A 14,594-nucleotide genomic window follows, 5' to 3' on the forward strand; every position below is an offset into this window, starting at 1 on the left:
AATACCGCGACAACTCGATCCAGCGCCGCACCTGCCACGCGGGCAGGTGCTGGCAGGATCAAGACTGACTGATCTCAGGCCTTGGCCTCTTCGTGGTACTCGTCATCCACGTTGATCGACCACAGACGGCTCTTGTCCACGTTGCCGCTCAGGATCTGGTCGGCTGCTTCCTTGGCCGTCAGCATGGAATGGTCCTGGTTGTTGTAGCGGTGCATGCCGTTGCGGCCCACCAGGAACAGATTGGGCACTGCGTCCAGCGCGGTACGCAGCCGGTCAAAGTTCGCGTAGGCCTCGCCGAAGTAACCCGGGTAGGCCTTGGGCACCCGGATGACGACCGCATCCTGTGCCGATGCGGCCGAGACCAGACCGATCTGCAGCATTTCCCGCTGGGCGAGCGCCTGCAGGTCCGCGTCGGGCATCTTCCACAGATCGTCCGTCTCGCGGCAGAAGAACTCCAGGCCCATCCAGACCATGGATGCGTCCTTCACCATGTACGGGCTCCAGTTGTTGAAGACCTGCACACGCCCCACATTCACGCCGGGCTCCTGGATATAGATCCAGTTATCGCCGAGTGCGCGCGGCAGCTCATCGGCCCGGTACAGCAGGCCCACCGTGATGAAATCGCGGTACTGCAGGTTGTCGGCGATCGCCGCGATATCTTCGCTCCAGCTCTGCCGCGAGGCGGCAACCAGATCGCGCACCGGCATGGTGGAAACGACGTGGCTGCATTCGAGCTGGAACGCTTCGCCCGATTCGCCCTGCACCGTCACGCTGCGCACTTCGCCGCCCTCAACCGCCAGTCCCACCGCCTTGTGCTTCATCAACAGCGTACCGCCACGGGCCTGGAACACGTGTGCCGCGGTTTCCCACATCTCACCCGGACCGTGCTTGGGGTACAGGAAATTTTCGATCAGCGAGGTCTGCGCCACTTTCCCGTTCATGCCCAGCATGCCACGCAGCGCGTGGAACACCGCCTTGGTGATCGACAGGCTCTTGATGCGCTGCGCACCCCACTCCGCACTGATCTGGTTGCACGGCACGCCCCAGACCTTCTCGGTGTATTCCTTGAAGAACTGGCGGTACAGGCGCTGACCAAAGCGGTTGATCAGGAAGTCTTCAAGGCTGCGCTCAGGCTCGATCTTGCTGACCTGCGAGCGCAGGTAGCTGAAACCAAACTGCATGGACTTGCCAAGCCCAAGGTTGCGGAAGCTGTCCGCGTTCAACTTCAGCGGGTAGGAGAAGAAGCGGCGATTGAAGTAGATGCGCGAAAGGCGATTGCGCACCAGCATCGCTGTGGGCTCGGCACCCTCCGCCCGCGCAGCACCCACCGGCAGTCCTTCGCGAGCCTGCCCCTGGTAGCGCAGGTTCAACGGCACATCGCCGGCGTGCTCGATGGGCATCAGATTGGCCCACCACTGCATGACCCAATCGGACTTGGAAAAGAACCGGTGACCGCCGATATCGATGCGGTTTCCGTTGTGATTGACGGTGCGCGAAATGCCACCGACACAATCGTCGGCCTCGACAATGGTTACCTGCACGCCAGGCTGCCCCACCAGCTCCAGCGCTGCGGTCAGGCCGGCCGGGCCGGCACCGATGATTACTACCTGCTTGTTCATGCTGCTTCCCCTTCCCCAATGGACCGGCCGCGCGCGCGCGCCCGGAACAGAATCAATTTACGCAGTACGAAGTTGCTGGTGAACGAAAAGCCCACCGCAATGAGCCTGGCAATACTCCCCGGTACGCCAAGCCACTCGATACACAACCACATTACGCCTTGCACGACCAGCAAGCCAAAGCAGCCGATCAGCACAAAGGTCGCCAATTCCGCCGATCGCGAGCGGAAACTGCGCGTCGCAAACACCCAGCGCACGCTGATGACGTAGGCCACAACGCTGCCCAGCAGGAAGCCCCCCGTTGCGGCGGCATACCAGCCCCAGCCCAGGTGGGCCATCAGCGCGAACACGCCCAGGTCCGCCAACAGCGCTGCCGCCGAGGCCAGCAGATAGCCGCCGCCTTCAGACAGCCACCCCCGCCGAGTCTCGACGGGCCCTTCCAGTTCCACCAGCGGCTGCTCGCTCATGGCGTGGCCTCGCTCCCGGTCGCCGCCCAATCTGAACACTTGTACAGATATTCGGTGGCGATCACTTCACCGCTGCCGGGGTGTCGAACCTGCCACCGGCTGCGCACGTGCTTTTCCTGGTCATACGGCAGCACGAAGTAGTCCGGCGGCGCCAGATCGCCATGCCGGGTGCACAGGTGTTCAATCCCTGCCTCGCTTACCCGGCAGGGTTCCGGATTCTCCTGCACGTTGGCCAGGACGTCGCAGATTTCCGCCTGCAATGTCACCGGCTCAACCTGGATGTTCAACTGCTTTCCGAGCAACGCGGTCTGCCGATTGAACATCTGCCCGGACAGCTGCTGCGGACTGAAGTAATTGGCGCGACGAAGCACCATCCATGCGGCGCGCGGGGACGCCTCGCTGGCATACCAGAACACTACTGCGCTGCGCGGAACAGCCTCGGTGAATACCGGAGTGCCATGCGCAGATTCCTGCACGCGCGTCCACGGGCTACGCGAATCCCAGAGCCACAACGACGCCAGCAAGGCCAGCACCGACAGCACACCCAGCAATGCCTGGCCCTTCTCACCACTGCGCCGATAGCCCCAGACCAGCAACGCCACGGCCCCGCCGCACAGCAGCGGGTAGGCGAACATCATCACGTCCTGGCGGATGATTTCGGAGTTGCGCCCCGTCATCTCGTACACGGCCCACATCTGCATCTGGTACCGGAAACAGGCGACGGCCAGGGCGACGGCCAGACCGGCCAGCAGCAGGCGGCGGATGGGCGTGCTGACCCGGGCCGCAACCAAGGGCCAGACCATGTGCAATGGGATAAGGCCAAGCACCGCCCAGGGCAGCGTGCTGCGCGGCACACTGGCACCAATGACGGCAATGGCAATGACCAGCAGCGGCCCCACCCAATCACGCCCGCCGCGCTGCCATTGCTCCCAGACCAGGAACGGAATGGCTGCAGCGGCCAGCCAATGGGCCAGCCACAACACGCGCCACAGCTGCAGTCCGATGGGCAGGATCAGCCTCAGCACATCGGCCAGCAGATAGCTCAGGCCAAGGCCCACGATCGTGGCGAGCAGCACGGCCTTGGCCAGGCGGCCCAACAACGTACAGGTGTCGCCGCGCTGTGCCACCAGATGCAGCAGATAGAGATCGGCCAGCACGATGCACCAGTCCCGCGGGGTCCAGGCCCCAAGGAACACCTGGTCGCCCACGCCATCGATCATCTCGCGCCACTGCAGGTCCATGACCCGCAGCAGACCACCCAGCGGCCCCACTTTCAGGACCGCCAGTACCAGCACGGGTACCGCCAGCAGCAGCGACCACAGCCAGCGGCGATCCCCCAGCACCAGCCAGCACCAGGCCACCAGCACCGCCGCGATGGCCTGCAGAGGGTGCAGCAGCCCCGCAGCGGCAAATCCCACCATCGCCCAACCCAGCCGCCCCCGCACCAGGGCCGCCAGCGCCAGCAAGCACAGCGCCTCGGCAATCGGCCGTGCGGTCAGGAAGGGTTCGGCATACGAGAACATGCTGAACGCGCCGTAGCCGGTCGGCATCACGATCAACGCCAGCAGCGCCGGCCAACGCCAGCGCGGCGGGAACAGCACGTGCACACACCACGCACTGGCCGCATAGAACAGCAGGCGGCTGACGAAGGTCAACGCCATGAAGGCCTTGCCCGGCTCCACGTGGGCCAGCACAAGCGCCAGCAGCTGCGGGAACAGGGTGAAACTGGCCTGGCTGCCTGCCACGAAGAACAGGTCGCGGTTGAAGATGTCCGGCGAAATCAGTCGCAATGCCTGCGCGAGATACAGCGTCGCATCATGGCGAATACCGGTGTAGGGCCTGAGATAGACGATCAGCGCCAGCGCAAAGCACCAAGGCGCGATCCTGCGCAACGTCAGCATGAACGAGGTCCGCATCCAGAAAAAGCGAGCCCCGCAGACGCGGGGCTCGGGTACAACGTCTGGCGTGTTACGCCTGCCGGATTACTGGCAGGTGGCCGGACGGTACTTGGCCGGGATCGAGCCACTGCAGGTCCAGGTGACCTGGCCGTTGGATTCCTTCTTGCCGGTCAGGGTGATGTCGCCGGTTGCGGTGCCGCCCAGGTTCTGCGCGGTGGCAGTGATCTTGCTGTTGGCGTAAGCAACGCTGGCAACGTACTTGGACGACTGGGTTTCAATGGCAACGGTGGTCGGCATCGCGGTGCCGGTGTCCGAAGCAGCGGCTTCAGCCACGGTGGTGCGGGCCGAAGACGCGGCCAGCACGACTTCCGACACGCGCGACTTGATCAGGTAGTCCTGGTAAGCCGGCAGAGCGATGGCGGCCAGGATGGCAATGATCGCAACAACGATCATCAGTTCGATAAGGGTGAAGCCCTTCTGGTTCTTCATAGTCGTACATCCCCAAGATAGTGGTGGTTGATGTCAGTGCCCAGGAGCGGTCCGGCCGGCGGCCGGGTGAGCGGGTCCTGCGCCCTGCGGGTGGATCAACGCAGGTTGCGTGCCAACCCCGGCACGCCTCCCCCTGGATTTCCCCGGGGCCAATGATGGCAGCTATTTCGCGGATGGGAACCCCCCGGTGAGAATTCTGCGACGGAGGCGGCAATGTGACGCAGTGCGTCACCTTTGGTCGGCAGCCGACACGAAATCGCATTGTGGTCGGCCTGCCTGCTGCCCAGACGGCGTTTAACCCGCTAACATCGGACACTGGATGCCCGCCTGGGGATGGCGGGCCGGGGAGCCTACATGTCTGTCAGTCGCAGTGCGATCAAGAAAGAGCCCGTGGCCCGCGCCACGATGGAGCTGCAGCCGTTTGTCTGGGAGGGGACCGACAAGCGGGGCGTGAAGATGAAAGGCGAGCAGCTGGCGAAGAACGCCAACCTGCTGCGCGCCGAGTTGCGCCGCCAGGGCATCAACCCCGGGCAGGTGAAGGTCAAACCGAAGCCGATGTTCGGCGCGGCCGGCAAGCGCGTCACGCCGAAGGACATCGCCTTCTTCAGTCGCCAGATGGCGACCATGATGAAGTCCGGCGTGCCGATCGTGTCGTCGCTGGAAATCATCGCCAGCGGGCACAAGAACCCGCGCATGAAGAAGCTGGTGGACGGTATCCGTACCGACATCGAGGGCGGCTCGTCGCTGCATGAGGCGATCAGCAAGTACCCGGTCCAGTTCGATGAGCTCTACCGCAACCTCGTCCGTGCGGGCGAAGGCGCCGGTGTCCTGGAAACCGTGCTGGACACCATCGCCAACTACAAGGAAAACATCGAAGCCCTGAAGGGCAAGATCAAGAAGGCCATGTTCTACCCGGCCATGGTGGTGGCCGTGGCCATCATCGTCAGCTCCATCCTGCTGATCTGGGTGGTCCCGCAGTTCGAAGAAGTCTTCAAGAACTTCGGCGCCGATCTTCCCGCCTTCACCCAGCTGATCGTGAACGCCTCGCGCTTCATGGTGTCCTGGTGGTGGCTGATGCTCATCGTCGCCGTCGGCAGCGTGGTCGGCTTCATCATGGCCTTCAAACGATCACCCACCCTGCAGCACCGGGTGGATCGGATCATCCTGAAGGTCCCGGTGATCGGCGAGATCATGCACAACAGTGCCATTGCCCGGTTCGCGCGCACCACCGCGGTCACCTTCAAGGCCGGCGTACCTCTGGTGGAAGCGCTGGGTATCGTCGCCGGCGCCACCGGCAACAAGGTCTACGAAGAAGCCGTCCTGCGCATGCGCGATGACGTGGCGGTCGGCTACCCGGTCAACATGGCCATGAAGCAGACCAACCTCTTCCCGCACATGGTGATCCAGATGACCGGCATCGGCGAAGAGGCCGGCGCCCTGGACACCATGCTGTTCAAGGTGGCCGAGTACTATGAGCAGGAGGTCAACAACGCCGTGGACGCCTTGAGCAGCCTGCTGGAACCGATGATCATGGTGTTCATTGGTACCATTGTCGGCGGCATGGTCATCGGCATGTACCTGCCCATCTTCAAACTCGGCGCCGTCGTCGGCTAAAGGTAACAATGGCATTTCTCGACCAGCATCCCGGCCTCGGCTACCCCGCCGCGGCCGGCCTGGGGCTGCTGCTGGGCAGTTTCCTGAACGTCGTCATCCTTCGCCTGCCCAAGCGGCTGGAATGGCAGTGGAAGCGCGATGCGCGCGAGGTTCTGGAAGAACCGGACTACTACGAACCGGCCCCGCCGGGCATCGTGGTGGAGCCCTCGCACTGCCCGCACTGCAAGCATAAGCTGTCCTGGTACGAAAACATCCCCCTGTTCAGCTGGCTGATCCAGGGCGGCAAGTGCCGCCACTGCAAGGCCCCCATTTCCATCCAGTACCCGCTGGTGGAAGCGCTGACCGCGGTGATGGTGCTGGCCTGCGTCTGGCAGTTCGGCTTCGGCTGGCAGGGCTTCGGCGCCATCGTGCTGACCTGCTTCCTGATTGCCCTGTCGGGCATCGACCTGCGCACCCAGCTGCTACCGGACCAGTTGACCCTGCCGCTGATGTGGTTGGGCCTGATAGGCAGCATCGACAACCTGTACATGCCGGCCAAGCCCGCCCTGCTGGGCGCGCTTCTGGGCTACCTGTCGCTGTGGTCGGTGTGGTGGCTGTTCAAGCAACTGACCGGCAAGGAAGGCATGGGCCACGGCGATTTCAAGCTGTTGGCCGCCCTGGGCGCCTGGTGCGGCATGAAGGGCGTGTTGCCCATCATCCTGATGTCCTCGGTGCTGGGTGCCCTCGTCGGCTCCATCTGGCTGTACAGCCGGGGCCGTGACAAGGCGACCCCCATCCCGTTCGGCCCCTACCTGGCGCTGGCCGGCTGGCTGTTCTTCATGTGGGGCGAGCCGCTGCTGAACCAGTACCTGGTCATGAGCGGGCTGCGCTGACGGCACCGCCATGAGCCGCTACGTGGTGGGCCTGACCGGCGGCATTGCCGCCGGCAAGAGCGAAGTGACCCGGCGCTTCGAGGCGCTGGGGATCGTGGTGGCCGACGCCGATCTGGCCGCCCGCGCCGTGGTCGCCCCCGGCGCACCCGCCCTGGCCCGCATTGCCGAACGCTTCGGCGCCGACATGCTGCTGGCCGACGGCGCCCTGGACCGGGCGCGGCTGCGCGCCCACATCTTCGCCGACCCGGCCGAACGCACGGCGCTGGAAGCCATCACCCATCCGGCCATCCGTCGGCTGATGCAGCAGCAGTGCGAGCAGGCACCCAGCCCCTATGCGATTGCCGCCATCCCCCTGCTGACCGAAGTGGGCGGACGCACGGCCTACCCGTGGTTGGACCGCGTACTGGTGGTGGACGCCCCCGAGGCCGTGCAGCATGCCCGGCTGATGCAGCGCGACGGCATCGATGCCGCGCTGGCCGACCAGATGATCACCGCCCAGGCCAGTCGCGCACAGCGGTTGGCGCTGGCCGATGACGTGGTGGTCAATGATGGGCACCCGGATGCGCTGCAGGCGCAGGTGGAAACGCTGCATGAGCGGTACCTGCAGCTAGCACGCTGAGCCCGCGTAGAGTCGAGCTTGCTCGACTGAGTAGTCTGTCCGCGGGCACGGGACGACCCAACAATCCAAAATTATCCCAACTGTCCCATCCGGCCAGTGCGAAATCATGCTGCGCATTCAAATCGTGCACCAGACCGAACCCCAACGAATCCAGCGGTGCGCACATACCCACTCAAAACGCATGGCATGAACTCTGCTTGGCGGGCCGCTGCAGATTGGAGGCCTAGCGCATCGATGCCGGAAGGCTGATGGCACAGCCCGCTGACTGCGAACAGGGCCGCCGCTTGTTCGCCAGCATCCGGGACGATGCCAATCATTGGTCACGCCACGCGCGCAGCCGCAATGCCGTCCGGCTTGAACGGACCAGGGTCGCTATGAAAGAACATCAACCTCTGCTGGCGGGGCATCGGGATGTCGCATATTCCCCGCCCTTTGCGCCTCAGGCACCTCTGCAATTGCAAACACGCCTGAGCCACCGATACCGCCGAAAGCCTTGCATACCAATGCATCTACCTGTTTACGCAATTTGCAACGATTCTGAAAATGTTGAATGCAGTGACGGCATCGGCCCTACTGACTTGGCATCGCGTACGACCGGGCGTATTCCTTTCGATGCCACCGTGCATTGGTGGCCGGGATTCGAAACCCCGGTTGTACGATTGATGTTTGCGCTTGCCAGTCGGCACCACCTTCGCGTGGTGTCGGCTGGCAATCCGTCTGCCGGCTATGGCGGGCGGTGCGTGGGGGCCTTGCGCCCGCCGGTTTAATCGTACGCCGGGTTTCGAACCACGCATCGTCCGCCACCTTTATCGGTGGCGGCTTCTGCCTGCACGCAAGGAGCCCGTCATGACCGCACCCTATTCCCCTGCCCCGAATTCCATCCAGGAACCGCCGGCAGACGATCCCGCGCCAGATCCCAACACGCTCACCCAGTTGCTGCGCAGCATTGGTGCCGGTGCCGCCGCCGACGGCCAGCCCTGGCCGGAACGCCACCCGCTACGCAGCCGACAGATTGCACTGGCCGATGCCGATTGCGCACTGGCTGGCCAGCGCGTGGTGCAGGAACTGCTGCTGGCCGCCGAGCGCGCCCGCCAGAATGGAGACCCTGACCAGGACGTGGGCGACCGCGTGATGGAAGGCCTGGCCATGGCCTGTCTCGCCCTCAACGTCTTCGTCCAGGAACGCGTACGGCCGCTCGGCGCGGGATCGTGAGTGAGGTCGTTCCTGGCATCTGGCCTGATGGTCATCGGTGCGCTGACCGCCATTGCCTTGTTGCCCTGGCCGCAGAGCGCAGCCGAAGAGACGTGGGTCTACCCGAAGATGGGATTCGTGGAATTCGAGAAGCTCTATGGCAGTGCGCACGGATTTGTTTCCGAGCGCCGAGCAACGGGCTTCACGATCTACCCGGCGGATGCCGTTGCGCCCTCTTTCCAGGTGCGTTGCAAAGGCTTTCCCGTGCTGAGGGTGGAGCGCACAAAACCGACGGTCGCGCTTCGTCTGCCGGCGGACGCCCTGCAGCGTGCGCCGGAAACTGAGGCGCTGTATCTGGATCTGCAGCAGTTGATGGCCTTCAACCAGATTGAGGGCGTCAGCATTCCCGATGGGCGGGCCCGCCCGTGGTGGCGGGCCGGGCCTGCGGTGCCGAAGGATGAGCGGTGTGCGGTGCCATCTGGCGGCCGGCTGATGGACTGGTACGGTGCCGTGCGCACGACGTTGTGGGCGTTGGTGGAGCGGGATCGGTTTTGGTGATGGGGTATCGGGGGGCGGTCGAACAAGCTCGAATTTTTCTGCCTATCGGTTACTAGGACATCGTTGAGCCGCCATGCGGGCCGCTTGCTCAAGTTCAGAATCCACGTCCGCTTTCCCCTTCAACGCGGCACTCTTGAGCCATGCGTATGCCTCGCTTGATGACGCACAGTCCTGCTTGTCCCTCAACATGAAGAACAAGTTGTACTGTGCAATCGGGTGCCCCAGCGCTGCGGCATAGACAAGCCACATGCGGGAGCTACCAGCCGTGCCTTTTCCCTCAAAATGGCGTGAGATTCGAAACGCGGCCTCAGCGTCGCCCGCATCTGCGCGACTAGTCAACGCAAGCAGCTGCTCATCATCAAGCACAGCGCCACTATCCGTAGCGATCGAGCCGTCAAGGTCAACTACCGGCCATTCCGGCTGAGGGGGCACCTGCGCATCGACAAACCCTGCACCCATCAGACATAGGAGAAGACCAGTCTTCTTGAACATCGTCATTTGACCCCACCCTCTTTCATGAAATTCACCCACTCTCCAGGATTGCTCTTATCCTTCTTTCCTTCAGATGTTTTTCCGTAGTTCCCTTGATCCGGATACAATGGATCGTTCTTTGCCCAGGTGTACTCGGTAGGCGCTTGGATGGTCATACCCAGCGCTTTGGATAGCTGCTGGGCGGGGATCGGCCCACCATCGATCGACTTACCCGTTCGACAGGAATAGAGCCTGATATACAGATACTTTGAAAGATCGGCATCGCGTCGAATTGATTGCGCCAGTTCATCAACAGACATACCGTTACCATCCGGCCCTATGAATTTCTCCCCATTGTGGTGAATGCTGATGGTAAGCATATCCGGGGGAGACGGAATCATTTTGTTACCCAGATATGAATCTGGATTATCATAAGGTGGGATATAGTTGAGGTCGGTGAGCCCCAGTGGGTCGACCCGCCTCGCCGGAGAAGCACCAGCATACCCGTAGGTGGAGATACCCCCCATCAACCCAATCGGGTCACTTTGCGAGTACCGCCCCACCGCCGGGTCATACTCCCGCTGGTAGTTGTAGAACATCCCACTCGCATCCGTCGCCTGCTGCCCCGGGAAGCGCAGCGCCAGTTCGAACGCCACACCATCACCGTCCGGGTCGGCACTCGGGATCTGGTTCCCAAACACTTCGCTCTTGTTGCTCCACTCCCAGATCGCCACATCACGCACTGGGTCGATCACCACACGCGGTGTGCCCAGGTGATCGGGCTGGATGTAGGCCAGCTCCGGCACGCCCGCAGCGGGCGCGTTGATCAGTGCTACGGGATAGTTGTCCAGCCAGATGGCCTGCTGCTGCGCGTCACCACTGGCGCTGTAGTTGCCCAGCCATTGCCCTGCCTCGTCGTACAAGGTGATCTGCGCAGTGCCGCCCGTCGGGGTGCGCAGCACGCGTTCACCACGATGGTTGTAGGCATAGCTTTCCAGCACTGCGCTGCCCTGCTTCACCGCATTCATGCGGTTGGCGTCGTTGTAGGTGAACGCCTTGCTGCCAATGCTGGTGGTATTGCCCGCCGCATCATGGCCGCGGGCTTCGCCGTCCACCGCGGTCAAGCGATGGCTGCTGGCGGGATAGGTGTAGTTGGCCACACCGGCCGCGGTGGTCAATGCGGTGCGGTTGCCAGTGGCATCGTACCCGTAGGTCTCAATCGGCGTGCCCGTCGTACCGTCCTGGGTCTGGGTCAGGCGACCCAGCGTGTCGTAGGCATACGTGGCCAACACGGTTGAGCCCGCACCATTCTTCAATTCGGTGATTGAGCCCACCGGGTCATAGCCGTAGCTCAGCGACAGGCCGCCGGCGGCCGGGTCGTGTACTGCCTGCGGGCGGTAATCCAGATCCAGCGGACGCTGCAGTTGGCGGCCATTGCCATAGCTCCATCCCGTCGCGGGGCCGAAGGCGGCATAGGTCACGTTGTCGACCACCACCTGCCGCGCCTGCCCCGGGCGGGTCAGGCCAACTTGGCTGATGCGCCCCAAGGGATCGCGTACATAGTCGGCCACAGTGCCATCGGGATAGGTCAGCGCGGTCAGGCGGCCCGCCTTGCTGTACGCATAGCGCAAGGTGCTGGCCACACCGTTGATCGTCTGCACCTTGCGGGTGATCTGGCCGAAGCGGTCGTGGCAGTACTGGGTGCTGCCATTGGCGTGCAGCACCTGGCCCAGGCGCCCCTTGGCGAAGCGCTCATCGGCGGCACAGGCGGCCGGCGCCACATCGTAGCTGTAGCCGATTTCCAGATTCGGATCTGGGTACGCAACACCGATCAGGCGGTTGAGCGCGTCGTAGCTGTAGGTGGCCGTAACGCCACGTGCATCGGTGCGGGTCTTGCGATTGCCCGCCGCATCCACGGTGAAGCTGCTGGTGCCGCTGTCGGGGCTGACCTGGCCGGTCAGGTCGCCGAATCCATTGTAGGCATAGGTAGTGTGCAACCCCTTGGGGTCGGTCACTTGGGTAACCTGATCCAGCGCGTTGTACTGGCTGCGGATCTCTGCCGCCACGCCGCCCACATCCTGCAGGGTCTGGGCCAGCCGGTTCAGCGGATCGTGCTGCTGGCTGGTCACACGCTGCAGCGCATCGGTCACCGTCTGCGGGTTGCCGTTGGCGTCGTAGGTGAAGCCGGTGGCATGGTTGCCCGCATCTTTCAGCGCGGTCAACTGGCCTAGGATGTTGTAGGTCCGCGCCAGCGTGCGCCGCAGGGTGCCGCCCGCATCGACGGTGTCCTCGTTGAGGCGGTTGCCGGCATCGTCCAGCGTGTAGTGGATGGTGTTCCCGGCACTGTCTGCGATATCGGTCACGCGCTGGGCCGCGTCGTACACGTAGGTGACGCTGCTGCCGTCAGGCTCGGTGACCTGCTGCACCTGGCCAGTGGGCCAGTAGCTGATCTGGGTCGAGCGGTCGTCAGCCGTGGTCGCGCCGCGCACCGTGATCGATGTCGGCCAACCGCGCGGGTGGTAGCTGTAATCGGTGACCACGCCATTGGCGTCGCGCACCGACAGAGGCCGACCAAACGCGTCGTAGGACAGCACCTCAACGCCCTGCCCGAGAGCGTTGGTGATACTACGGAGATCCCCTTTGCGGAAAGCACAGGCTCCATTTGTTGCGCACCCGGCATCGTCGGCGTGATACCAAGCATAAGTAACGGTGTCTGCCACATCGGTCCGTGGACCATCGATGCTTCTTGGGAGCCCCAACTCGGGGCAGTATCCGGCGCCAACATCAGCTTCTTCGCAATAGGCGAACGACTGTCGGCGCTCATCACCCGAAACCGGATCGACGGCACGTTGCGTCAGAACCTGCCCCCGCGAGTTGTAAGTCCAGCGGAAGATCGAGACCACCTGACCCTGCCCACTCACGACGCGACGTTCCAGTGGCAGGTTTAGAGTCGGGTGCCAATCGGTCCGCTCACTGCGATGCTCTGCTGTGCCCACAGCCTCATCCGCAGAAACTCGCTGAGCACCGGAATAAGAGAACTTCTCCACAAATCCACGACGATTGATCCGCTGAACCAAGCGCCCAAGCCCATCATGCTGTGTCGATTCGCCGCCTTGCGAATTCTGGATAAGAAGAGGCGAACGATAGAACCCACTATCAAACTGATAGGAGACCACCTCTCCGTCGGCGGTCTTCACCAGTACACTCTGATCGCCTTGGTACGAAAGGTACGTCCCTTGAACTTTGCCACTATCGCCATGCAGCTCGCTCGATATCACCCGATTCCATAGGTCGTAGCCGAAACTGGCGTAGCGCCTACCATCCTCACTGGTAATTCCAGTAAGGAGAAAATCACTGAGGTTCGCTGCCAGCCCGACTTCCCCATAGTGATAGCGCTTGACGCCCCCAGTGCCATAGTCAACAGCCAACAGGTTTCCCAGATCATTCTGGATGTAGTTGATTCTCTGGCCGTCGGGTAGCTCAACTGACTCAAGGCGGCCATTCTTGTAATGGAAGTGCACCGAACGACCAGAGCGATCAATGAGCGCAGCGATGCGGTGCAAACTCGCAAAGCCCGGAATCGACTCATTCTTGACGACAACATCCCTGGCAGGATCCATTACATCCTGCACCCTTACCAGTCGGCCTTCGCCATCATAGCTCCGCACCTCGCCATTCCCATTTCGAAGGACGTAGAGCGAGTCGGAAACCTTTTCCAGCGTACTGGTTGACATTCCAACACTGAAGAAGCCGCCGCCGACATCAGTTAGCTTGGCGTAGTAGCCTTCATCAGAAATGATGTATCCGTACGCGAACTCTAGAAGCGAGCTATACGAATAGCTCCAGCCAAGAGGGAATTCGCGCCCGAGGCTGAATTGGCGCAAGGAATGGTAATAGCGATTGAATGGACGCCCGGCGAACTCGAAATCAGGCTCAATGCGAGATTTATCTCCATTATCCGGGTGGCAAGGATATGGATTGGCTGGGCAGGAAAACGTCTGAGTTATCTTCTTGACGAAAACATGAGGCATAGAGCGGGCCGGCACACATACTCGACTCATGTCCGGAGTAGCCGTATCTTCGCCACTAAAGCCCGCGGGACATGCGTAGGACTGAAACTTTGCCAGCGAAACGGCTCTAGGGGAGGGCGGCTCATTACCCCATCCCGTGCAGTACAAATCCCACGCAAATTCCTTGTACGTCGGCGGAACGAAATGGACCATTCCATAGGACCCAAGATAGCTTGGAAAGTGCCAGATCGGCGACGAACTGTACTCACCAACCACACGGATGTTGCTGTACGTACATTGCGCAGTGTCGACCAAGTTCTTTGCCTTGTACTGATCGATCATCAAAGACTCGTCCAGACACAGCAACGGATTATTTGGATCCCCGACAGCAACTTTTCCAGAACAATAATCACTGGAATTCTGCAAACCGGCAATTCTGTATACGGCAGGAAAAAGCTCGCTTGGCGGCTGATTTTCCACGAAGTAATCGATCCTCAGAGAATCAGACCCAGCGCCATAGGGGCGGGTACGCCCCTGACGGAGCAGCCCCTGATACTCGGGGTATTCCTGATTCAGCGCCTGCTCGGCCTCATGGAGACTCTTGAAACAGCCACCAGTGGAAGGGCAGTAGTTTTCCGCAGTTGGAGGAAGGCTTGGCGGCAAATCGGCCGCGCTACTGGCGACAGGAGCGAGAAAGATACATACCAAGAGAAGTGCCCACTTCGAGGCACGAATTATTTCTGCGGCGCCCACCATTTCCCCCGAGCTTATTGAGTTCAAGCCAAGGGG

At 62.3% G+C, this 14,594-nt stretch carries 11 protein-coding genes; 5 read left to right on the forward strand and 6 right to left on the reverse strand.

What is annotated here, in order from left to right:
• Positions 1-74: 74 nt before the first annotated feature.
• From C1930_RS15675 to C1930_RS15690, 4 genes are all read right to left on the reverse strand, one after another.
• Positions 75-1,619 (reverse strand): NAD(P)/FAD-dependent oxidoreductase, encoded by a 1,545-nt coding sequence (locus C1930_RS15675; RefSeq protein WP_108772144.1) that lies wholly within the window; start codon positions 1,617-1,619, stop codon positions 75-77.
• Positions 1,616-2,083, reverse strand: coding sequence for a GtrA family protein (locus C1930_RS15680; RefSeq protein ID WP_159093624.1), 468 nt, complete (start codon positions 2,081-2,083; stop codon positions 1,616-1,618). Before C1930_RS15680 ends, C1930_RS15675 begins: the two co-directional genes overlap by 4 nt.
• Positions 2,080-3,984, reverse strand: a complete 1,905-nt coding sequence (locus C1930_RS15685; protein WP_159093625.1) for a hypothetical protein — start codon at positions 3,982-3,984, stop codon at positions 2,080-2,082. The genes C1930_RS15680 and C1930_RS15685 overlap by 4 nt, the downstream gene beginning before the upstream one ends.
• An 81-nt stretch (positions 3,985-4,065) precedes the next feature.
• Positions 4,066-4,470 (reverse strand): pilin, encoded by a 405-nt coding sequence (locus C1930_RS15690; protein WP_108772147.1) that lies wholly within the window; start codon positions 4,468-4,470, stop codon positions 4,066-4,068.
• Between the two features lie 354 nt (positions 4,471-4,824).
• On the opposite strand from C1930_RS15690, the gene C1930_RS15695 reads away from it, so the two are divergent.
• From C1930_RS15695 to C1930_RS15720, 5 genes are all read left to right on the forward strand, one after another.
• Positions 4,825-6,084: a type II secretion system F family protein gene (locus C1930_RS15695; protein WP_108772148.1), complete on the forward strand. Its 1,260-nt coding sequence runs from the start codon at positions 4,825-4,827 to the stop codon at positions 6,082-6,084.
• Positions 6,085-6,092: 8 nt separating this feature from the next.
• Entirely contained in the window at positions 6,093-6,956 is an 864-nt protein-coding gene (locus C1930_RS15700; protein ID WP_108772149.1) for an A24 family peptidase, read from the forward strand.
• A gap of 10 nt (positions 6,957-6,966) precedes the next feature.
• A complete protein-coding gene (gene coaE / locus C1930_RS15705) occupies positions 6,967-7,575 on the forward strand; it encodes a dephospho-CoA kinase (protein ID WP_108772150.1) in 609 nt (202 codons plus the stop codon).
• An 846-nt stretch (positions 7,576-8,421) separates the two neighbouring features.
• Positions 8,422-8,787 carry a hypothetical protein gene (locus C1930_RS15715; RefSeq protein ID WP_108757012.1) on the forward strand — a complete coding sequence of 122 codons (366 nt, stop codon included), beginning with the start codon at positions 8,422-8,424 and terminating at the stop codon, positions 8,785-8,787.
• Between the two features lie 27 nt (positions 8,788-8,814).
• Positions 8,815-9,324 (forward strand): hypothetical protein, encoded by a 510-nt coding sequence (locus C1930_RS15720; protein WP_108757013.1) that lies wholly within the window; start codon positions 8,815-8,817, stop codon positions 9,322-9,324.
• Positions 9,325-9,366: 42 nt separating this feature from the next.
• On the opposite strand, the gene C1930_RS15725 is transcribed toward C1930_RS15720, so the two are convergent.
• Together C1930_RS15725 and C1930_RS15730 are read right to left on the reverse strand one after the other, a co-directional pair.
• A complete protein-coding gene (locus C1930_RS15725; RefSeq protein ID WP_108757014.1) occupies positions 9,367-9,822 on the reverse strand; it encodes a hypothetical protein in 456 nt (151 codons plus the stop codon).
• Positions 9,819-14,561, reverse strand: a complete 4,743-nt coding sequence (locus C1930_RS15730) for an RHS repeat-associated core domain-containing protein (RefSeq protein ID WP_234412680.1) — start codon at positions 14,559-14,561, stop codon at positions 9,819-9,821. The genes C1930_RS15725 and C1930_RS15730 overlap by 4 nt, the downstream gene beginning before the upstream one ends.
• Between the last annotated feature and the right edge of the window lie 33 nt (positions 14,562-14,594).

Origin of the sequence: Stenotrophomonas sp. SAU14A_NAIMI4_8 (assembly GCF_003086695.1) — a bacterium.
GTDB lineage: Bacteria > Pseudomonadota > Gammaproteobacteria > Xanthomonadales > Xanthomonadaceae > Stenotrophomonas.

Excerpts from the sequence above, each read along its gene's own strand:
- C1930_RS15675 (WP_108772144.1), bottom strand. The coding sequence starts at position 1,619 with ATGAACAAGCAGGTAGTAATCATCGGTGCCGGCCCGGCCGGCCTGACC.
- C1930_RS15680 (WP_159093624.1), bottom strand. The coding sequence starts at position 2,083 with ATGAGCGAGCAGCCGCTGGTGGAACTGGAAGGGCCCGTCGAGACTCGG.
- C1930_RS15685 (WP_159093625.1), bottom strand. The coding sequence starts at position 3,984 with ATGCTGACGTTGCGCAGGATCGCGCCTTGGTGCTTTGCGCTGGCGCTG.
- C1930_RS15690 (WP_108772147.1), bottom strand. The coding sequence starts at position 4,470 with ATGAAGAACCAGAAGGGCTTCACCCTTATCGAACTGATGATCGTTGTT.
- C1930_RS15695 (WP_108772148.1), top strand. The coding sequence starts at position 4,825 with ATGTCTGTCAGTCGCAGTGCGATCAAGAAAGAGCCCGTGGCCCGCGCC.
- C1930_RS15700 (WP_108772149.1), top strand. The coding sequence starts at position 6,093 with ATGGCATTTCTCGACCAGCATCCCGGCCTCGGCTACCCCGCCGCGGCC.
- coaE (WP_108772150.1), top strand. The coding sequence starts at position 6,967 with ATGAGCCGCTACGTGGTGGGCCTGACCGGCGGCATTGCCGCCGGCAAG.
- C1930_RS15715 (WP_108757012.1), top strand. The coding sequence starts at position 8,422 with ATGACCGCACCCTATTCCCCTGCCCCGAATTCCATCCAGGAACCGCCG.
- C1930_RS15720 (WP_108757013.1), top strand. The coding sequence starts at position 8,815 with ATGGTCATCGGTGCGCTGACCGCCATTGCCTTGTTGCCCTGGCCGCAG.
- C1930_RS15725 (WP_108757014.1), bottom strand. The coding sequence starts at position 9,822 with ATGACGATGTTCAAGAAGACTGGTCTTCTCCTATGTCTGATGGGTGCA.
- C1930_RS15730 (WP_234412680.1), bottom strand. The coding sequence starts at position 14,561 with ATGGTGGGCGCCGCAGAAATAATTCGTGCCTCGAAGTGGGCACTTCTC.